This window comes from Longitalea arenae (assembly GCF_016924755.1).
Taxonomy (GTDB): domain Bacteria; phylum Bacteroidota; class Bacteroidia; order Chitinophagales; family Chitinophagaceae; genus Niastella; species Niastella arenae.
This window is the reverse complement of record NZ_JAFFJX010000017.1, coordinates 1-19,992: the sequence shown is the minus strand read 5'-3', so window position 1 is coordinate 19,992 and position 19,992 is coordinate 1. Positions and strand designations below refer to the sequence as shown.

Genomic DNA, 19,992 nt, shown 5'->3' with positions numbered 1-19,992 from the left:
ATATAAAATGACAGTATTTAAGCGCATAATGTTAGCTGAAGATGATGAAGATGACAAATGGATCTTCACAGAGATCATGAATGGCCTCAGTGCCAACAGCAATATCCGTTTCGATGTAGTGGACAATGGTGTCCAGATCATTCAGGCGCTGGAAAATACATCCAGGTTGCCCGACCTGGTGATCCTTGACCAGAACATGCCCCAGCTTAACGGAAAGGAAACCCTGCAGCTTATCAAAAAGAACGACCGGTTCACCCATATTCCGGTCGTGATCTACTCTACCTATAACGACAGCCGTTTATCCAATGAATGCTTCCGGATGGGCGCCACCCAGATCATTACCAAACCCGATACCTTTGAAGGATTCAGGGAAATGATAGAAATGCTGGTACAAAAATATTGCAAGGCCTGAGCTTCCCCACCCTATCACTTAAAATCACCTTTCATACCATCCTTTAAAAAACAATGCCTTTTTGTAGTAACTTATAAGAAAGTGCAAAAAGCCGTTGAAGAAGTTTGGTCTTATATTTATTCTTTGGCTCTTCACCTTTCTATCAAAGGCGCAACTAGACAATTGTACCTTCAAGCCACCCCAATTCACCATACACTTCGGATCTGGTAATGTACGTGATCCCAATAGCGCGGGCCTTTCCAGCTATTGGCGGGTTGCAGGCTCCTGTCCTACCGACGGACATTATTCTTTTGTTTCCTATACCAGTGGATGTTTCCGGGATGACTGGCATACGCTTACCAGCGATCATACCGCAGGCGATGCCGATGGCAATATGTTATTGGTAAATGCAGCCCCGGATGGTGGGGTTTTTCTGAACATGCCCGTCACCGGTCTAAAGAGCAATACCATTTATGAACTTGGCTTATGGGTGATTAATTTATGCAGACCCACAAAGAAATGCCCGTCGATATTATTGCCAAGTCTCAATATCCGGTTAGAAACACCTGAAGGCAAACTGGTGGCCAATATTGTTACCAGGGATCTTCCGCGAATAACTGAGCCGGTATGGGGTCAGCACCGGGCTTATTTTACTACCCCTGCAACCGTTTCAACGCTGCGTTTGGTAATGGCCAATTATGCACCGGGCGGTTGCGGGAACGATTTTGCCATAGATGATATCACCTTCCGCGAATGTGTGAAACCAAAACGGCCACCGGCTGCCACGAAAAAAACGCAAGCAACGACAAAACCTTTGACGGCTTCAAAGCCAGCCAGCCCCCGGGTAACCACACCTCAGCAGAAAAAGGTTCCCTCAACCCCGGTGATCAAACCGAAGCCGGTGATCGTTGCAAAAACTATTGAACCGGCAGGATCTACGATAATAATTCCGGCGGCGCCGCTGGTGTTAAAGACCAGGGAAAATGCATTGGTGAAGAAAATTGAGACCGAAGCCGGCAAGATCAGTATCAGTTGCTACGACAATGGTGAAATAGATGATGATACAGTTAGTATCTATCATAATAATACATTGATCAAATCGAAGATGCGGCTGTCTGATAAGCCGATCTCTTTTACGATTGATGTGAATACCACTCAAAGCCATCATGAATTGATCATGGTGGCGGAAAACCTTGGTTCCATTCCGCCGAATACTTCTGTAATGGTCATCAACACACCAGGCAACCGCTACGAGGTTTTTATTTCATCGAGCAGGCAGAAAAATGCCAAGGTCGTTTTTGACCTAAAGCAATGATGCGAGAGCGCCGGCATATGGGAGATCAGTTTCCTCCCAGGTACTGGCCTATTCTAAAAACATTTCCACCGATGATCACAGGCTTACCGGGGGCAGACTGGCACCGGATGGTCATCTTTCCACCGTCGAAAGTAAGTTCGTTTCTTACAACAGCTGACGTTTGCGGACAATACATTGGCCAGTAGCCCATATGAACCTGCGAGCCGATGAGGGCTTGTTCTTCCGGCGCGAATGCAGCATCGGAATAAATGGTGAGTGAAATACCGTCTACGGCGACCACAGCTCCTATAGCGTAATTCAGGCTGCCATCCTGACCAAAATATTTATCCCATCCGGCAGCGGAATTCCATGGTGGAACCGATCTGGACGCCAATGCAAGATGCAGGAGGCCTGCATGATACCAGGGGCCGGGGGTAACGGCAACTACTGATACGTGTTCAAAGCATGCGGCTATTGAAATGGGATGCTGTGCGAATTTTTGGTTAAGTAAGAATCCACACCAGCTCCCTGTCCATAATCCAAACAGGTTGGGGTCATTGGCAGGTACCCATGTATTCGATACATCAGGTTTGCCATTTATGGAGTTCCATTCAAACGCAACGGATGGCGATGCCTGTAAGGTGCTGATCAGATCGGCATAAGCCGGTAAAAGTTCCGGTGATCTGGCATTGGGCCCCTGATAAGCCCTTAAAGCCGCCAGACCACTTTTAATAAGCAGTTCGCTGGCAAGGGCGGAGCGACCGGTATTGGCAAGTTCCGGCGCATGCAGGAGCGCCCATTGAAACCAAACGGTTGGCAAAGTATGATCGGGTGGTGATTGGGCTAATCCCTGCAGGTAAGTTTTCCATTTTGTGTAAACAGCCTCGCCTATACTTTCTTCAAAGGAGCTTTCCTGAAATCGCAATTGATTAACGATTGCCGCATATTCACTGAAAAAACGGGGCTGATCATAATACCAGGAATTATATTTTAAAGTTTTAGGCGGAACCGAATGAATACGCGCCCAAAGATCATCATTGTTTTGCGCTACCAAAACCGGTTGGAAGAGTTGAAAATGATTATATGACAACTGCAGGCTTTCGCATAACTGATTGTACCAGGCATTTGTGATTGCTGTCATTTGATCACAGGCAAACTTGTTGGGCATCATAATGAATAGGTTGGTTTTATAGGCTGGTTCAGACAATTGCGCAATGAATAAGCCAAAAAGAAGAGGCAGTGCCACTTTACCGGGCTGCCTCTTCTTTCGAAAACAAGGATGAAATGAAGTTAATGCTTTTAATTGGCGAACTCCCCGGCCAGTTCCGGTTTTGGCGCTTTGAAACTCTTTGCAGCTGCATACAAAGAGTTGCTCATGGCTGCGGAGTGACCTACAAATTGATTAACAGGCAACACATTTACGCCAAGTACCACAGGCACCCCTTTTACACTTGAGGTAGTAATGGTCATTTGTCCCTGTTCATTGAATGTTATCGTATTTGTAGTGGAGCTGCCGCTGCTGCCGGAATAGAATGGCCAGAAGCCTGCATGCCCGCTGGAAGTTATTGTTTGCTGATCGAGTGTGGAATAAGCAGCGTCGGAGGTAACGGTGACAGACATGCCGGATGCGATGATCAGGTTTGCTGCAAAGCGTTGCATGTTCCCATTTGTTCCGAAAGTATTATCCCAGTTGATAGATGATTTATCGCTCCATGGATTGCCGGTTTTATTGGCATAAGCCAGCGCCATGGCAGCCGAATTATACCAGAGGCCGGGCGTATTGCTATACACCAGCACATTATCAAAGGATGCAGTGACCTTTACATGGCTGGCAGCGAACTGCTGGCTGATGGACGTGTTTGTAGTGCTTCCGCCCCAGAGTCCAAAGAGGCCTGCATTTGACCCTTTTGCCCATGAGGTGCTAACGTTGGTATTCATGGAACTGCTGTCGAAGTTGAATTGTCTGGAAGGACTGGAATTCAATTGCGTTACCATATCATTGTAGTTCAATGACCAGGTAAAAGGACGCGGGAGCCCATTGATATCGGTGTAAATTAATGTCAGTTCGTTTTGAGCGGTAGCAATAGGATCCAATAAGATGGAAGCATAATCAGAAGACCCTATATTGGCCACCTGTGGTGCAAAGATCATTGCCCAATTCCGAAATAAAGTAGGCATCTGGTTCATGCTGGGCGGGGTTGACAAACCCAGGATATATTTTTGCCATTCTTTGAAATTGTCGGCCCCGATATCGCTTTGTACATTAACCGTCCTTGATGGAAGCAGTGCAGACATCAATGCCCTGTAATTACTATAAAACTGGTTACCGCCGCTGGCCATAAATTGTTGGGTGAGTGACAATGGGGGGATATTGTTGTAATAAGCCCAGAAGGTAGCATTTGGTGCGGTGCCGCTTGCTATGGGCGGCGCCGGCTGAATGATCTGAAATGAATTCGGGCTTTGATCCATTCCCTGTATGAAACCATTATACCATCCATTTTGTAAGTCTAAGAACGTACTCATTTGAAATGTTTTAATAGTTTGCTCCTACTCGTATGGCTTTTCGGAATTTGCCCCCGCTGGTATCTGCAGCAGGACAGATCGTTTTTAAAGTGGTATCTGAACTCCACATCATTAAAAGCGTATGGTGTCTTATTTAATTACCAATAATGCAGAAGCCTTTTTAGAAAAACGCAGGAAGGGTTGACAGTTACTAAACGAAGCTCAAACCAGGCTGGAAATTGATATCAATTGAATAAAATGCTTATGAGCGATTAGGGAATGCCAAGATAGTAAATTATTTCATATATGTTATACCGTTATGAACATAAATTTTCCTGTTCATAAAAAAAGGTGTTTTAACGGTATGGCTTATGGGTTAGTTTTGGGCCGCGTGCAGGCTTTCACTTTACTAAGGAAGGGATCAGCGGGTATGTTTTAGCTCATACACAGTTCTTTCCAATTCATTCATTACATCATCCTCACTGTCTCTATAAGACTCCAGCCGGTTGATCAATAATAAGGGCAGGGCCTGGCGGCGGAGCCTTCGTAAAATAAACTTTTTAATGGCAGGCCAAAGCCTGGGATGGGTAACCATGGCTACCAGTGTTTCCATATCGTCTTGTGATCCCTGCTGCCGGTACCGGCGTAACCTCATAATAATGCGCAGATAATAAAAACAAGTTATGATGTAAGCGATTATACTCATAACACCAATGGTACCGCCAATCTTTATTACAACCGGTGCAAGATGCCGGGTCTTCACATCATTTACGTCGATCATTATGTTTGTAAAACGTGATACCGAATCAAATCTGACCTGAGATTGGATACTCTTACCCTCCGAGGGTGTACTGCCGAAACTTATGTCTTTTGTCCAGGCCGGCCCATAGACCTGGAATAAGAAGGCTGCGCTTATGACAATGGTCAGAATGCCTATAAACCCACCTTCCCTTATCAAAACGGTAATGAAGCGGGCGATGTTCCGGCAATTCTTCAGCAACAGGTAAATAACCCATCCCAGATAATAGCAAGCCCCGAGGAACAATAAGACTAAAACTGTTTCAAGGGTCTCGCGCCCAAAAAACCAACTGGAAATGATAAGCACCATTAACACTATTTCGGTTGTTCCGATAATATATTTGAGAGATCGAAAGTTCAGTGGGATATTATCCTCGCGCAGATATTTAATATTCTTCCGGACCAGGGAAGCCACTGCAATAGCTAATATAAGCGCATTGCACCTGCTCACAAATACAAAAGGATCGAGATTCGTATAAACCGCTCCCCTATAGATCAGTCCCACCATAAGCACCGGAATAAAGAGGAACCCAAATTGCCAGATCCTGTCTAACAAGGGCAGCAATACCTCCGCCCGCATCTGGCTTCTGATGTAAAGCGATAGCCAGGTATTAAAGGGCAAAAAATACCTTGCCTGGAAGAAAGCTTCGAAGGACTTTACATCTTTCATGCAAAGCTTCAATTGCGCTTTGGCCGCCTCGCTTTCAGATTTTCCGAGGATCTGAATACAAAGCTCCCTGATCCATCCGGTTGACGTGTATAAAGTATATGCAATCATGTCAATCGACTTTTCGTTCTCCAGCATGGCCAGGGCCTTTAAAGCTTCTACCTTTGGTATGATCTCATACCCGTCAAAAATGGTTCGCGTTAATTCAATTGTATCATCAACGGATTGCCGGTCAATTTTTCCAGAATTAACGGAACACAATTTCAGCGCGAGGCATAATTTCCGGATATCCTTTTTTTCTTCGAGCACCTGTTTCAAAAGTATTTGCAGATCTTCCACAATGCCACCCCATACAAGCACTATTTCTTCCCATGCAGGTGATTTTAGGTACATCTCGTAATTCTCTCCATTATTGGCGAGATCATCGAGCACCAATGCAGAAAAATATTCCTGGAATATCTGGTGATAAAACCTGAACTTCCCATGCAGGGAGTGGTCTATGATATTGACTTTTGCGCATTTTTTTAAGAAATCTTCTGAAATATCAATATTTAATTTTTCGCTAAGGGTCTTTATATCGGCATAACCGGCAAAAAGCCCTTCATTTGACATACAGAAGGAGATCTTTTTTAATTTATTGAGGAGCTCAAACTGTTCGTCTTCATACTGGGCAAACTTGTCATTAATGTATTCGGAATATAACATTGCCAGCGAATCAGGAGCGCTTCGTCTGGTATCTCTTTGCAAATAGATCCTTAATATAAAGGGATTCCTGAATCGCTTGAATGCGATGCCATGGGATGCTGAGATCTGATCGAATACAGGCTCAACCCATTCTTTCCCTAAATACAGCTCGATAAATTTCTGTATCTGTTCATTGCTGAGTTCATTTATCTCAAGTGTCTTATAGTCAACAGACGTAAACTGAATATTGCGGCAGGTGATAAGACATTTGATCCGTGGATAATCTTTGCCAAAGAAATGCTCGATGTTCTTTATTCTTTTGACGTTATCATCTGCCGGCATTTCATTGAGCCCGTCCAGCACTAATATTATCCGGCCCTTACTTAACAGCTTCTTAAGATTATTGACAATATAATCGGCAAACTGATATTCCGTTTTAAGGTGATCCCTGATGAAATCGAAAAAAGCGATTGGTTCTCCTTTTGTGTCAACGGCGTTATAGGCATTCAGGGAAATAAACACCGGCAGCAGCGGCTCGAATGACCACTTTTCATTGAGGGCTTTTTGAGCCATGTCTGCCGTAAAGCGCCTCGCCATCATGGATTTGCCGGAACCAGGTTCACCTTTAAGCATTAAAGCGCCACCCTTAACTACTTCCCTTTCCAGGTAAGCCCTGATAGAGACCTTTGACCGCAGCTGTTCTTCCATCAATTCGGATCTGCCTTTTAACCAGGATTTCTTTTTACGCGTTTTACTTTTTCTGCCATAAGGCTCTATGCCCGAATTCAGCGCTTCCAGTTCAGCGAATTTTTTAATTTCCCAGGGTAACTCACCATTCAGCCTGGAAAAAAGATTGTTCAGGTATTCTTTTTCATCTTCTATTGCCTGTAATAAGGTTTCCTTATTCTGCCCTTTTAAAAAAACAGATACGCGAAGATCGATCTGATCCTTAAAAAGCTTGTAAACAAATCCCAGCATTGCTATCAATCCGGCAATCAGATAATAAGCATTTCCCAGCCGCGCAGGCATTTCCGGTGAAGAAAACCATGATTTAGCTATAAAAATGAGGAGTATTAAAACAGCGAACAGTAATACTATCTTATAGCTTCTATTTAATTTCATACTTGCGATTTAAAAAGTTTAAATCTTTCCAAGGCTGCTTTTCGATATTACACAAATTAGCTTTCATAAAAAGAGGTGTTTTTCCCGTTTTTTATGTCCCTGTTTCACCAGGAAAAGACTCTTAAATGCAGCCTTTCATTTTGCAGAAAATGGCGCCCTGCATCCTTGAAATAGCTGGCACAGGAATTTAAAGTGGGTACATCATGCGGTTTTTATTATTGTTGCTTGGCATTGGTTATTGCTTATCCGGTGAAGCAGCGGATACCACCCGCCGGCGCTTTTCTGTTATAGCTTATTACAGCGGTAATGGCGCTGAAATTGATCGCTACGATATACAGTCGCTTACACATATTATTTACAGTTTTGCTTTGCTAAAAAATAACCGCCTGCATGTGAGTGCTGCTGCCGGCAGTATTTTGAAGAAACTGGTTTCATTAAAGAAAAAGAACCCGCATTTAAAAGTGGCGCTCGCCTTTGGTGGCTGGGGTGGTTGTAAAACCTGCTCCGATATTTTTGCGGTGCCCGCCAACCGAAAGGCTTTCGCCGAATCGGTATTGGCGATATTACAGCAGTATCAGCTGGATGGCATCGATATCGATTGGGAATATCCTTCCATCGATGAAGGACCGGCAGGACATGCTTACAGTTCTGCCGATAAACAAAATTTCACTGAACTGATCAAAGCCGTGCGGGAGGTGTTGGGCAAACGTTATGAGTTGAGCTTTGCAGCCGGTGTTTTCCCGGAATACCTTTATAACTCTATAGCATGGAAAGAAGTAATGTCACTGGTTGACCGGGTACATTTAATGTCCTACGATATGGTGAACAGAAAGAGCCCTTTTACCGGTCATCATGCGGCTTTGTATGCTACACCGTTTCAAACGATTTCTATAGATAACACCATCCGCTTTCTGGATTCCTTAGGCATTGCACGCAATAAGGTGGTTATCGGGGCGGCCTTTTATGCACGCACCTATATAACAGCCGATACCAATGACCATGGTTTATACCGGCCCGCCAAGTTCAACGGTTTTGCTGTATTTAAAAGCTATGCGCAGCGATTTACTGCCAAGAATGGCTTTACCACTTATTGGGATGAGGCCGCCAAAGTGCCTTATGCTTTCAATCCTGCAACAAGACTGTTTGCTACATTCGACGATGCGCGTTCCGTTGCCCATAAAACAAGGTATGCCATGGATAAAGGGTTAAATGGCTTGTTGATCTGGGAACTGCGGCAGGATGATCACCAGCAGCAGTTATTAAATGCCATTAGCACAACGCTAAAAGGCGCCTCGCCGGTTTCTGCAAAATAAACTACACATAATCACGAATACCAAACACGATCGTTCCCTCTGGCTCAGGGATGACAAAAGGAACAGCTTCCAGCCCCGGTACAAAATTGAAAAGGCGTTCACCCGTTGTTGGTAAAAGGTTGAGTGGCTGGTCTGCACTGATGCTCACAAGCACCTTGCTTTTATGGATAAGGAACCGGTTCTCCCCCACAGGCTGCACTGTTTCTGTTGATTCGGCAATCACCGGTACGACAATGCGAACATCGTTTAGATATGCCTGGGCTGTGCTCTTGCACTGAAGCGAGACGCTGATCCTTTCCGGTGTAAATACATATTCTGCCTGGCAATAGACGGGCGCCTCAGGCGGATCATTCTGATCTTTATCTACCAGCCTGGAACTGGTCTTTATGACTATGCGATCGCCGTCTTTACTGGCATCGATCTTTGCATCCAGGTAAGAGATGTTCATATAAGTAAAGCCGCCAACGGTCAATTCGGCCCGGAAGGTCAGTGGCATCGACAAGGGGTCGGCATCTGCCTGCATATTACCAGCCTCCACCAGTTGGTAGGCATTCATACTGGCGACGAGGAGCGGACCGGTTTGTTCATGCCATAACATGGTCAAAGCCCCTCCGGAGGCATGACCGTTGCGCATGGCCTTGTATTCCCGGTCGTAACCGGTTACAGTGGCCCTGAACTTACCGGTGGCCACCAGCCAGGTTTGAATGTCTTTAAAAAAGCGCAGGCCGTAGGCAGTTTCCCGGGGAATGAGGGTTTCAACGGCGGGCCCACCAGACCGGATGGTTGTTTTCTCCCGGTAATGGTTATTAATGCCATGGTCAAGGATGGTTGTTAGTGCTTTTAAATGACAGAAGGTATGATGCACACCTGGCTGTATTTTATGCGAGCTGTAATGCGGACCTCCGGCAAGTAATCCATCGATGGTGCACTGTTGCAATAACAGGGTATTCTTTACGGCCACCCGGTAAAAACGGAGATCGCGGTAGGCCAGCAAGGCATAAGCAGGCTGACAACCGTCGGAAGTGCGGCTCCCCCAGTAAGTCCATTTATAATTGCGCGTTCCCCAGCTATTGTCCCAACCACCATCGGGCAGCAAAAATTCCATGTGCGTTTGTAAAGAAGCAGTGACCCGTTGCAGAATTTCTTCCTCTTTATTCAATAATCCGTATAATGCCAGGGAAGGCAGTGACTCTTCTACATTGTAACCCAGATCAACGGAATAAGAACCTTTCCTGCTGGGCTGATAATAAGGTGTGCCTTCCCCAAAAATAAAACGGTCTTTGCGGGTAAAGAATTTCATTGCCTGCTGCACCAGCAACCGGCCTTTTTTCCTGTGCGCAGGTTTATCCTGAATAGTACCGAGCAGTGATAATGCATACGATGCCGCTATGGGATAATTGATATTGCCGTAATCTATGGTAACATTGGCGTTGATCCACTCGCCGGCCTTGCTGAGCCTCTCGTGCAAGGCGTTTTTAAAGTTTGGCTCCATCAGTTCGCCATGAAAACGCAATGCTTCGCAAAGGGCAATGACAGTAAAAACGGTGGTGCCTTTCCATTTGTCGTTTATTTCGTTCAGCCACGACCCGTCGGGCTGGCTCACATTAGCTTCCATCCAGCGAAAAAGTTGTACAGATGCGTCGAGATAACGGTTATCGCCTGTGCGGCGGGCCATATGCATAAAGGGATAGATGGTGTCGCCAATGCGGCCGTGGATGCGTTCGGTGCCGGGGCAACGGATGCCGCCGAAACGGGAAGGCGCCGCATCCTGTAATTGCAGGCCAAGCAGTGTGCTGGCCCAGGTAGCCGAAAGAGATTGGCTGAGCGGATACAGGTCCCCTTCATCCTCCTGCCGCGCAGTATTCGTAGCAGCCATCAGGCGGTTGATCCGGGCGGTGGCCACTGCCAGGCCACTTGCGGTGAGAATAAAATTACGTCTGGATACTGCCCTCGCCATAATTTTTAGACGAACTTAATAATTATCGGCGGATCCATTTGCAGCGTAACACTTGTCCGTTAACGTTTTTTAACAACATTTTCAAAAATTAATCGAATTTTTAGAAGCACTTCAAAATAAAGTTATTCACTGGTATCCTCCGTTTCCGTTTATCGAAGAAATACGCCCGGTTATAGCACATTTCCGGGCGTTTAACTGCTAAAAACGCATCTTGGATATTAGCTGCCCATAGCATCTTCCTCCCATTTCTAACCCTTTCGAACAGCCTGCAAAGCGCTACAGTAGCCCTTTAGCCGCTTTTTATGCTTGCTTCAATACAATACATCTTGTATATTTACGTATTATATAAAATCCAACTAGAAAAACCATGGCTTTATTAAGTATTTTTAAAAAGGCTAAGGAAGAGACCGTATCTGTCCCATATGCCGAAAGAACCCAGCTGGAACTTGACGACTTTCGTTTTTATTATCTCTACGGGTTTTCAAACGATCCCAATCGCAGCTCGCATGACATGCAGGGCTTTCATAACCTGTACCAGCTGGTAATAGGAAATATCGGTGGCGTATGCATCACCAACTCGCTTCATCCTTATTTTACGATCAATGCCAAAGGGGTTACCACCTGGACGGATGCCTACATTAAGATGGCCATCAAAAGCAATAAGGATGAAATCTTCAGAATGATGAAAAACGAGCGGGCTGTTTATACAACCAGTGCCTCTCCTGCTTTTAATGAGCTGAACATCTGGCCCGATACCAGGCTGACTTACGAAGCCAATCCGGCATTAAGTAAATATATTCCCTTTATTATACCGTTCCTGGTGTTAAGATCAGAGGATCAGTCGCCCTACTTTGAAACGGCGATCAATTCCAGCAGAATTACCAATGGTTATGCAACGGAGTACCTGGAAGAAGTAACGAATGCGATCCGTTTTTTCATGCCGGCGCCCGCATTTGTAATGGGCTTTGGTGAATTTGAAGGCGCCTACTGCCCGGCGCTGATCGATAAATTCATCGCCTGTAAGCCGATATTGGGAATACAGTAAAAGCTGGTAGTCAGTGGTAAAAAGCTGGTAGGGCTTTATCCGTTACTCACTATCTTTTCTGATTTCCCTACTCGCCACTCTCTATTCGCCAATTGCTTTTTCATTCACCGCAATGCTATCCAGGCCGGTGCATGATCACTTGCTTTCTGCCAACCCCTTACATGTTTATCAACGCCACCCTGGCGTAAGCGGCTGGTAAGGTGTTGGCTCAGCAGAAAATGATCGAGCCTGAGCCCGGCATTGCGTTCCCAGGCGAATCGTAGATAATCCCAGAAAGTATAAATCCTTTCCGTCGGAAATAATGTGCGCAATGCGTCGGTGTACCCCTGTTTCAGCAATTTCGCATAGGCGGCGCGGATCTCTTTTCTGAAAAGGGCATCATTTATATACTTCTCGGGTTTGTAAACGTCCAGTTCTGCAGGCATCACATTAAAATCGCCCACCAGCAACACAGGCACATCGTGTTTCAATAGCGATTTTGCATGTGTGTGAAGCCTTTTGAACCACTTCACCTTAAAATCAAATTTCTCCCCGGGGTATGGGTTGCCATTCGGCATATAGATGCAACTGATCACCATTTTACCAACAATTGCTTCCAGGTAGCGGCAGCTATCATCTGTTTTATCGCCCGGCAATTGCCGCCTGAGCTCCTGTATCGGCCAGGAACGGGAAAGAATGGCCACACCGTTATACGCTTTTTGTCCATGCCAGATAGCCTGATAACCTGCGGCCTCAATGGCTGCTTTTGGAAACCGGTCAGCAGGCGCTTTCAGCTCCTGTAAACAAACGATATCGGGCCTGGCTTCCTTAAGCCAGCGAAGCAGTACAGGCAAACGGCCATTGATGCCATTTATATTATAGGTTGCGATCTTTATCATACGAAACGAATTAAAAAAGCCTTCTCGGTGTTAATGGGAAGGCTTCTATAGTGACAGGCTTAGCTGTTTACGTCAGCGCCTGACCGTTACCCGCAGGAAGGTAGCCGGAATGGAAGTGCTGTTGGCATCCCCACTCCTGTTTTCCCGGTTGAACAATTCTTCCAGTTCCCGCTGCAGATCGGCGGCTCTTCCTTCTTTTTCCGCCGCTTCAAATGCATTCATGGTAGGTCCATAATAGTTCTTGAACCTTTCCACCAGTTCAGCCGGTGAGAAGGTAGCCATAAAAATATAGGTGTCGCGCTCAAAAGAAATGTTTTCCGGTGGAATACCGGCTTTGCCAAAGCGGTCGATAATATGGCTTTCCACTCCCCATAACATGGGACTTACAAATCCCTCCGGTGGTGGTGGTGTGTATGTGGCACTGATCTTCAAAATCTGCGCCACGAGGGTAGGATCATTGGGAATCCAGTTGCCCATTACGATCCTTCCTCCGCGACGGGTCACTCTTACCATTTCTTTGGCAACATCAAATGGTTTTGGTGCGAACATGGCGCCGAAGATGCTTACCACCAGGTCAAAACTTTCATCGGGGATCCCTTCCAGGTTGGTGGCATCGCCCTCGCGCACGGTAATATTGGTGAGACCTTCCTCCTGAATGCGTTTATTGGCGGCAGCCACCAAATTGCCGGCAATGTCTACACCTAATACATTGGCGCCAAGCCGGGCCTCCGGAATGGCGGTAGTGCCATCTCCGCATCCAAGATCCAGTACATCCATTCCGCTGGTGATACCTAGTTTTTCAACGAGCGCCGCGCCGCTTTCACGCATGGTTTCTGCTATGCGGGTAAAATCGCCCTTTTCCCATAATGCTTTGTTTGGGTTCACCGCAGTTGGTTGCATGGTTGTTGATTCATTCATGGTAAACTTTTTTGAAGTTAAGAATAGTGTTGGTCTTCAATGGTGGTAGCGAACAAAGGCGTTGTATAAGGCAGGAGCCAATGAAGATACAAAGTTTGATTTGTTAAATGAGCATTTCAATAAGCTATTTTAACAGTGCAATGGATTTCGTGTTATAAAACCGGCAGAAATAATAAATTGTACATGAAATTGAAACCTATGTCCCGAATTGCCTGCCATACTGCTGTTGCAATCATCCTATCGCTTCTCCTATGCACTGAAACCCTTCAATCGCAATGGCCCGAGCTGCCTGACGTAGACCTCTCGAAATTCAAACCTGCCGATTTTACTGATGAAGAACTGGACATACCTTATTACCTGAAGCATTTCCATACGTTCGCCAACAGCGTAGTGGCAACATGACCCGTAAAGGGTTTATCAATATATCCGTTTGGCGTGCGCCGGTTGATAACAAACCTTATAATGCCCGGATCATGGAGAACATTCTTTCGCTGGCTTATTTCTACTGCACCAACCGGCCGTGGAATGTATATTATGCTCCCCCGCCCTTCGAGCCAGGTTGGAAGCAGCTTTGACTGCCTATTGCGGAAATTGGTGTAACTTTAATAGGAAGAAAAATTGGTTTATGGATAATAAACTAATATACTGGATACCTATTGTTGGGGTGTTTGTCAGCCTGGCGCACTATGACAAGGAAAATGACATGGGCGCCTTCTGGAGTTATTATCAGGCAATGATGATTTTGGCGACGATCTGGATCATTACGTTTATCTACTTCTGAAGCGGGCGTTATATACCTAACGGCGGTTTGACCCTGATCAAGATAAGGTATGATGCCAGGTTTAGCTCCGAAAAAAACTGACATATAAATTTAAATGTTATATCTTCGGATAGAACCTGAGATCGTATATAGCATCCCGTACGTACGACCACCTCTTTGATCCACAATAAATAATTCATTGCTGCAAAACACTTAAGGCATAGGGTAATATTGTCCTTAAAAAGAAAAACCAAATAACAATTGTTTCTTACCATGCAAGGTGCCCCGTGGGTTTCGGGGTGCTTTTGTCATTAGCGCAAAGACAGTTATGCCCATGAACAAAGCAGGATTAAAGAAGTCTGATGAACCTGCAGCTTTTGCTGGCGCATAAAACGGCCGCAGGAGGAATGATCGTCGCCTGTAGATAATCGTTAATAATTGCGACAAATGCGTAGTCCCTGGTCGGGGCCTTTGCCATTAGCCTGATGACCGGCCCGGAAGGATGGTTCACAGCAAAACTCAGCGCCCATCCAGCCGCCGCCTTTCCAGATGCGTCCCTGTGGAGTATTGGCGCCATCAAGCAGATAAGGATCCCAGCACCATTCCCTTACATTGCCCGACATATCATACAAACCTAACTCGTTAGCGCGCTTGCTTCCGACCGGATGCGTTTTATTGTTGTTCTTTTCCAGCGCAGCCCATACCCAGTAGCCAGTCAAATATTCTTTACCCGAATTTTTCCAGTACCAGGCAATTTCATCTACCTGGTTACTGCCGCTATAAATAAAGCCTTTGCTTAGCTGGCCGCCATTGGCAGCATACTCCCATTCCGCTTCGGTTGGCAGCCGGTAGCCATTGGCATTCGCACGAATGGTCACCATCCATTTCATATCATCAAGCTCATCCCTGTTATCCGTATCTTCTCCCGCTCTGCTTATAATGTAATAGGGTTCGAGCCCCTCCTGAATACTTCTTTTGTTGCAGTATTCAATACAATCGTACCAGCTAACTGTTTCAACGGGTAAAAAGTCACCTTTAAAATTGGACGGATTGCTGCCCATGACATGCTGCCATTCCTTTTGGGTGACTTCATACCTGCCAATATAAAAGTCAGGGATATGCGCTTTACCGTAATAGTTACTCTTCTTATTTTTGAAGGCGCCGCCTTTGACATGTACAAAATGCTCAGGCTTTTTATGCGCACAGGCGTTTACAGCAACGATGGTTACCGTTGCAATTACCGAGAACAGTTTCTTCATTTACATGCTGCTTTAAACTAAGAGAAAAGATTGCAGGCCGCCACGGGCCTGCAATCGGTGAGCATTGCCGAAAGCTGATCTGCTTTATAAAAGGCCGTCTGGCTGGGGCCTTAGCATCTTAGATGAGTTAGCGGAAATTATTGCTGCCATACGGTAGCGTTTATATATCCGCTTCTGTTACCCCAGGCTTCTATAGCAAGGATCTGGTAGTTGTGATTACCAAAACCCTGGCCACCTCTGCTGCGCCAGTTGTTGATGTGGTTGCCCATGGTAACCCGTTGGTTCGATCCGGTAGGTGCGCCGCCCCAGGTATCTTTATACTGCCAGAATGTAGCTGTACCAATGATGGAAGGAGCATTCACGCGCTGGCTCTTGTAACAGCTATACGTATGGCCGTCGCTGCTTACGCTGCCGAAAGAAGTTCCGCCCGTCATAGAACCTTTCTCGGCCACATAATACTCAATAAGCGGGTTTGTAGTCCAACCATAAATACCTACAAAATTGTAGCTGCCACTAAGGGCGCCTACATTGTAACCAATGGTGCGGGAAGCGCCGGTGCTCCATCCTTTTCCACCCACGACGTCATTGACATTGCTGTAACTGATGGCGAAATTACCGCCCGAGCCATGGCTGATACTGGCTGACCCGCCTTCACGGTATAACGACCAGAACCAACCGTTAACGGTACCCTGGTCTTCGGGCGTAGCATCGTCTTTTACGAATCCCGTGAGGCGTTCTGCATCCACGGAGGGCGCTGTTTTGTTTTTACTACAACCAGGCAAAATGGATGAACCGGCAACGATCAGCAGGGTCGTTGCGCCGAAAGTAACCATCCGGGTTACTTCCGATAGGAAAGTGTTTGATTTCATGATGGCAAAATTTGTTAGATACTAAATTTAACAAAGTCAATCCATTAATGTAACCGATTACAGAACTAAAGTTAATAACAAACGGAACAATGCAGTATACTAACGGCACTTATAATATGTAACCGTTTACATATAAATTGCTATTTATAGCAAAAATAATATCCCTCCAGGCCTATGGTGGTTCAAACATGAAAATTATCTGCTATGTCAGTCAGGAGATGAGACCTATTTTTTCCGAATGAGCCCTGGCTTCGGCGGTGCGTTCAAAAACTAAGGTATGAACGCCCTGTTGCTGTGCTTTCTGTAATAGCTCGCGTGTTATGGCGGCTTTTTCGGGCCGTACATTGCGTATGTAAATAGCGAAGATGCGGTTAGGAAATTTAGCGGCGATCCCTGCATAAATAAAAGGATCCTTCTGCGAATTATCGCCCAGCAAAATGAATTGTTCTTTGGGAAATACCTTGAGCAAACGTTCAATACGAACTTGTTTGCCGGCATGTTTGGTTTGTCCGCTCCGGAATAATTCCCATATTCTTTTCAATTCACTTAATAAAAATATGCCTTCGGGTAAGCGGTTATGCATAAAGAATTCGGTGAGGTAATCGTAGAGATTCCACTCACTGCTCGATACATAAAAGAAAGGATTAGGTATTTCTGCATCTGTATGCGCTAATGAAAGCTCCTTATAGTAAGCTGCCAGGTGTTTGAACTGCCGGCGTGAATGGGGATGCCTGAGCAATACCCACATTCTGCGGAAGGTGGTCGCAGAATGCGATATCATCACCGTATCATCAATATCCGAAACAAAAACATACTGTGTACTATGGGGCACATATAAACGGCCGGTTCCGCTGGCAACAACCCCGCCGGTTTCGTTGATGCTATCAACGGTAACATTATGCCAACCTGCAGCCAATTCGAATTCCGACTCCCATTCAAACTTGAAAAAACCTTCCGCATCCGTTACTGTGAACAGTTCCTGGCTGCCCCATCGCAGTTTAACCCGGGTTTGGGGAAAAGGTTTCACAAAAAACAAACGCAGCAAGTAAAGGGCGTTTACCAACCAGTTTTTGGAGTAATGGGTATGTTCCGCCGGTTGTTTCTTCAAAACGTGTCCGTACAAGACCAGGTTTTTCGTATGCCCGTACCCCTGGTATATTTTTATCTTCATCAGCCAAAAGGGTTGTTTTATTTGATCATTCCCTGCTAATCAGTCACCAATATGCATACCAATCCGCCGAAGAAACTATTGTTCATCATAAACTCCGCTGCCGGTAAAAACAAAACGGACTGGGAGAAAACTATCCGGTTATACTTCGAGGACAAACCTTATCTGATAGTTACCTATCATCTATCAAATCCCTGTACCAGGGCGGAAGTACAGGAACAGCTGAAAGCACACCGGCCCGACTGTATAATAGCTGTTGGTGGGGATGGCACCCTTAAACTGGTAGCTGAAAGCGTATTGAACAGTAATCCCTTACCTATTGGAGTATTGCCTGCCGGTTCAGCCAATGGCATGGCCAAGGAACTGGGCATCGCCACAGATGCTGAAAAAGCACTGGACATCATTACACAGGGGAACGTAAAAAAAATAGATCTTATCCGCATCAATGATGAATTGTGCATTCACCTCAGCGATATCGGTTTCAATGCCTTTGTGGTGAAGACCTTTGAAACCTTCAACAAACGGGGCATGTGGAGCTATATAAAAGCGGCTTTCCGCGTCTTGTTCCGGCATCGCCATATGGAAGTGATCATTGCCGGTGAAAAGCAAACGGTGCGACGGAATGCCGCCATGGTGGTGCTGGCCAATGCCACCAAGTATGGAACCGGCGCTGTGATCAATCCGAACGGAAAGCTGGATGATGGTCTTTTCGAGATTGTCATCATCAAAAAAATCGCTTTTAGCGAGATCATTAAAATGATGATCACCCATAAAGATTTTGACCCCGCTAAAACAGAGCTCTTTACCACTTCGGGGGTTGAAGTTCATTCCAAACACCGCGTGCATTTCCAGGTGGATGGCGAATATTTGGGCAAGGTTTATTCCTTACAGGCTGCATGTGTACCGGGCGCTTTACATATGATCGTTCCCGCCGGATCATAATAAAACCCGCCTCATGGTATGGATTTTTTAGCCAATTCACTGTTATAACTCAAGCTGGAAACAATGAACCGGTTAAAAAATATCTGGAAGGTGCTTGTGGAGTCTTTCAAAAACTTCATGGAAGATAAAATACTAAAATTCAGTGCGGCGCTGGCTTACACCACGGTGTTTTCATTCGGCCCTTTACTCGTAGTCATTATCTTTTTATGCAGCATTTTTTTGGGAGAGGAAGCAATACAGGGTGAGATCTACAGGCAGATGCAACAATTTGTAGGAAAGGATGCGGCCCTGCAATTACAAACAATGATCAAAAATGCGTCTTTGAGCGGTAAAGGAACAGTGGCTGCGGTGATTGGGGTTATAACATTACTGTTTAGCGCTACAGCCGTGTTTGCAGAGATCCAGGACTCAATAAATACGATCTGGGGCTTTAAAGCCAAACCAAGCAAAGGCGTATGGCCCATCATCAGGAACCGGTTCTTATCTTTTTCCGTCATAGTCAGTCTCGGCTTTTTATTACTTGTTTCACTGGCTGTCACGAGCGTTATTGAAGGCCTTAGTAATAGATTAAAAGCCAGCTTCCCGGATGTTACCGTAGTAATATTCTATATTCTGAATTTGGTTATTTCATTTGTCGTGATCACTGCTTTGTTTGCGCTGATCTTTAAAGTGCTGCCAGATGCAAAAACGAAATGGAAAGATGTGCTGCCGGGCGCCATCGCTTCCGGCATTTTGTTTATGATAGGTAAATTTGCGATCTCCTTCTACATTGGCAAGAGCAATGTCGGCAGTACCTATGGCGCTGCAGGCTCACTGGTTGTATTGCTATTATGGGTATATTACTCAGCCATCATCCTCTACCTGGGCGCTGAATTTGCCAAATCCTGGAGCGCCCAAAAAGGTTCTTCGCTTCAACCCAATGATTATGCGGTGGCGCTGAAAAAAGTAGAGATAGAGACCGATAAAGACAATAACACCAAAGTAAAAGAAAAAAAAAGCTAACCGTGGCACAGTTACCTTTCATTACACGGGGACCGTGGCACGGTTAGGCTGCTTACTCAATAGCGGGAACCTGGAACAAGACACCGCCAAACAAGAGGTAAGCCCATAAGAGGGTCCAGATAATATTAAATACCTGCGCCGCTATAAATGCCAGCGCCGGCCGCCCACCTTCCGTTTTTACCAGCTCGGTAAACCGGGCTTCCAATCCAATAGAAACAAAGGCCAGGGCAAACCACAGCGTGCGTAAACCTTTTAAGGGAGCAGCTACACTTTTAGTGACAGCGGTTGGGATCAGAAAGGAAAAGATCAGCGAAGCGGCTATAAAACCAAGCACAAACTTGGGAAAACGTTCCCACACGACGCCCAGGCCGGGTTTGCCGGCAGTTTGTTGGCTTGGATCTTTTTTATAGGTCCACCAAAGCG

The 19,992-nt window shown here is 45.7% G+C and carries 18 protein-coding genes; 8 read left to right on the top strand and 10 right to left on the bottom strand.

Going from position 1 to position 19,992, the window contains the following annotated elements; genetic code table 11:
- Positions 1 to 7 precede the first annotated feature (7 nt).
- Positions 8 to 412 (top strand): response regulator, encoded by a 405-nt coding sequence (locus JT717_RS23945; protein WP_205513573.1) that lies wholly within the window; start codon positions 8 to 10, stop codon positions 410 to 412.
- A gap of 94 nt (positions 413 to 506) precedes the next feature.
- Positions 507 to 1,706, top strand: coding sequence for a hypothetical protein (locus JT717_RS23940; protein ID WP_205513572.1), 1,200 nt, complete (start codon positions 507 to 509; stop codon positions 1,704 to 1,706).
- A 25-nt stretch (positions 1,707 to 1,731) separates the two neighbouring features.
- Here the strand turns inward: JT717_RS23940 and JT717_RS23935 are convergent, their stop codons facing one another.
- The 3 genes from JT717_RS23935 to JT717_RS23925 all read right to left on the bottom strand — a co-directional run bounded on the left by JT717_RS23935 (position 1,732) and on the right by JT717_RS23925 (position 7,458).
- Positions 1,732 to 2,856 carry a hypothetical protein gene (locus tag JT717_RS23935; protein WP_205513571.1) on the bottom strand — a complete coding sequence of 375 codons (1,125 nt, stop codon included), beginning with the start codon at positions 2,854 to 2,856 and terminating at the stop codon, positions 1,732 to 1,734.
- Between the two features lie 128 nt (positions 2,857 to 2,984).
- Positions 2,985 to 4,208, bottom strand: coding sequence for a hypothetical protein (locus tag JT717_RS23930; protein WP_205513570.1), 1,224 nt, complete (start codon positions 4,206 to 4,208; stop codon positions 2,985 to 2,987).
- A gap of 400 nt (positions 4,209 to 4,608) precedes the next feature.
- Positions 4,609 to 7,458 carry an NACHT domain-containing protein gene (locus tag JT717_RS23925; RefSeq protein ID WP_205513569.1) on the bottom strand — a complete coding sequence of 950 codons (2,850 nt, stop codon included), beginning with the start codon at positions 7,456 to 7,458 and terminating at the stop codon, positions 4,609 to 4,611.
- A gap of 203 nt (positions 7,459 to 7,661) precedes the next feature.
- On the opposite strand from JT717_RS23925, the gene JT717_RS23920 reads away from it, so the two are divergent.
- Complete coding sequence (locus JT717_RS23920) at positions 7,662 to 8,771, top strand: glycoside hydrolase family 18 protein (RefSeq protein WP_205513568.1); 1,110 nt, start codon at positions 7,662 to 7,664, stop codon at positions 8,769 to 8,771.
- A gap of 1 nt (position 8,772) precedes the next feature.
- Here the strand turns inward: JT717_RS23920 and JT717_RS23915 are convergent, their stop codons facing one another.
- Positions 8,773 to 10,728, bottom strand: a complete 1,956-nt coding sequence (locus tag JT717_RS23915; RefSeq protein WP_205513567.1) for an ulvan lysase-like protein — start codon at positions 10,726 to 10,728, stop codon at positions 8,773 to 8,775.
- Positions 10,729 to 11,095: 367 nt separating this feature from the next.
- Between JT717_RS23915 and JT717_RS23910 the strand changes: the two genes are divergently transcribed.
- The gene (locus JT717_RS23910) at positions 11,096 to 11,773 is read left to right on the top strand and encodes a hypothetical protein (protein WP_205513566.1); all 678 of its coding nucleotides are present in this window, start codon (positions 11,096 to 11,098) and stop codon (positions 11,771 to 11,773) included.
- Between the two features lie 104 nt (positions 11,774 to 11,877).
- Here JT717_RS23910 and xth read toward each other — a convergent pair whose 3' ends face one another.
- Together xth and JT717_RS23900 are read right to left on the bottom strand one after the other, a co-directional pair.
- Entirely contained in the window at positions 11,878 to 12,651 is a 774-nt protein-coding gene (gene xth / locus JT717_RS23905; protein ID WP_240348393.1) for an exodeoxyribonuclease III, read from the bottom strand.
- A gap of 72 nt (positions 12,652 to 12,723) precedes the next feature.
- Positions 12,724 to 13,569: a class I SAM-dependent methyltransferase gene (locus tag JT717_RS23900; protein WP_205513565.1), complete on the bottom strand. Its 846-nt coding sequence runs from the start codon at positions 13,567 to 13,569 to the stop codon at positions 12,724 to 12,726.
- A 198-nt stretch (positions 13,570 to 13,767) separates the two neighbouring features.
- Between JT717_RS23900 and JT717_RS23895 the strand changes: the two genes are divergently transcribed.
- Positions 13,768 to 13,971, top strand: coding sequence for a hypothetical protein (locus tag JT717_RS23895; RefSeq protein WP_205513564.1), 204 nt, complete (start codon positions 13,768 to 13,770; stop codon positions 13,969 to 13,971).
- A gap of 223 nt (positions 13,972 to 14,194) precedes the next feature.
- Positions 14,195 to 14,350, top strand: a complete 156-nt coding sequence (locus JT717_RS23890) for a hypothetical protein (RefSeq protein WP_205513563.1) — start codon at positions 14,195 to 14,197, stop codon at positions 14,348 to 14,350.
- A gap of 410 nt (positions 14,351 to 14,760) precedes the next feature.
- Here JT717_RS23890 and JT717_RS23885 read toward each other — a convergent pair whose 3' ends face one another.
- From JT717_RS23885 to JT717_RS23875, 3 genes are all read right to left on the bottom strand, one after another.
- The gene (locus JT717_RS23885) at positions 14,761 to 15,588 is read right to left on the bottom strand and encodes a formylglycine-generating enzyme family protein (protein ID WP_205513562.1); all 828 of its coding nucleotides are present in this window, start codon (positions 15,586 to 15,588) and stop codon (positions 14,761 to 14,763) included.
- Positions 15,589 to 15,725: 137 nt separating this feature from the next.
- Entirely contained in the window at positions 15,726 to 16,457 is a 732-nt protein-coding gene (locus JT717_RS23880) for a glycoside hydrolase family 11 protein (protein WP_205513561.1), read from the bottom strand.
- Between the two features lie 211 nt (positions 16,458 to 16,668).
- The gene (locus tag JT717_RS23875; RefSeq protein ID WP_205513560.1) at positions 16,669 to 17,628 is read right to left on the bottom strand and encodes an App1 family protein phosphatidate phosphatase; all 960 of its coding nucleotides are present in this window, start codon (positions 17,626 to 17,628) and stop codon (positions 16,669 to 16,671) included.
- A 51-nt stretch (positions 17,629 to 17,679) separates the two neighbouring features.
- Between JT717_RS23875 and JT717_RS23870 the strand changes: the two genes are divergently transcribed.
- On the top strand, positions 17,680 to 18,567 hold the full coding sequence (locus JT717_RS23870; protein ID WP_205513559.1) for a diacylglycerol/lipid kinase family protein: 888 nt from the start codon (positions 17,680 to 17,682) through the stop codon (positions 18,565 to 18,567).
- A gap of 63 nt (positions 18,568 to 18,630) precedes the next feature.
- Positions 18,631 to 19,569, top strand: a complete 939-nt coding sequence (locus JT717_RS23865) for a YihY/virulence factor BrkB family protein (RefSeq protein ID WP_205513558.1) — start codon at positions 18,631 to 18,633, stop codon at positions 19,567 to 19,569.
- A gap of 52 nt (positions 19,570 to 19,621) precedes the next feature.
- Here the strand turns inward: JT717_RS23865 and JT717_RS23860 are convergent.
- The coding region (locus JT717_RS23860; RefSeq protein ID WP_205513557.1) for a putative sulfate exporter family transporter at positions 19,622 to 19,992 on the bottom strand (371 nt) is incomplete at its 5' end.

Coding starts and splice junctions, on each gene's coding strand:
- xth (WP_240348393.1), bottom strand. CDS start 12,651: ATGATAAAGATCGCAACCTATAATATAAATGGCATCAATGGCCGTTTG.
- JT717_RS23925 (WP_205513569.1), bottom strand. CDS start 7,458: ATGAAATTAAATAGAAGCTATAAGATAGTATTACTGTTCGCTGTTTTA.
- JT717_RS23920 (WP_205513568.1), top strand. CDS start 7,662: ATGCGGTTTTTATTATTGTTGCTTGGCATTGGTTATTGCTTATCCGGT.
- JT717_RS23945 (WP_205513573.1), top strand. CDS start 8: ATGACAGTATTTAAGCGCATAATGTTAGCTGAAGATGATGAAGATGAC.
- JT717_RS23885 (WP_205513562.1), bottom strand. CDS start 15,588: ATGAAGAAACTGTTCTCGGTAATTGCAACGGTAACCATCGTTGCTGTA.
- JT717_RS23910 (WP_205513566.1), top strand. CDS start 11,096: ATGGCTTTATTAAGTATTTTTAAAAAGGCTAAGGAAGAGACCGTATCT.
- JT717_RS23870 (WP_205513559.1), top strand. CDS start 17,680: ATGCATACCAATCCGCCGAAGAAACTATTGTTCATCATAAACTCCGCT.
- JT717_RS23895 (WP_205513564.1), top strand. CDS start 13,768: ATGTCCCGAATTGCCTGCCATACTGCTGTTGCAATCATCCTATCGCTT.
- JT717_RS23935 (WP_205513571.1), bottom strand. CDS start 2,856: ATGATGCCCAACAAGTTTGCCTGTGATCAAATGACAGCAATCACAAAT.
- JT717_RS23890 (WP_205513563.1), top strand. CDS start 14,195: ATGGATAATAAACTAATATACTGGATACCTATTGTTGGGGTGTTTGTC.
- JT717_RS23880 (WP_205513561.1), bottom strand. CDS start 16,457: ATGAAATCAAACACTTTCCTATCGGAAGTAACCCGGATGGTTACTTTC.
- JT717_RS23900 (WP_205513565.1), bottom strand. CDS start 13,569: ATGAATGAATCAACAACCATGCAACCAACTGCGGTGAACCCAAACAAA.
- JT717_RS23915 (WP_205513567.1), bottom strand. CDS start 10,728: ATGGCGAGGGCAGTATCCAGACGTAATTTTATTCTCACCGCAAGTGGC.
- JT717_RS23930 (WP_205513570.1), bottom strand. CDS start 4,208: ATGAGTACGTTCTTAGACTTACAAAATGGATGGTATAATGGTTTCATA.
- JT717_RS23875 (WP_205513560.1), bottom strand. CDS start 17,628: ATGAAGATAAAAATATACCAGGGGTACGGGCATACGAAAAACCTGGTC.
- JT717_RS23865 (WP_205513558.1), top strand. CDS start 18,631: ATGAACCGGTTAAAAAATATCTGGAAGGTGCTTGTGGAGTCTTTCAAA.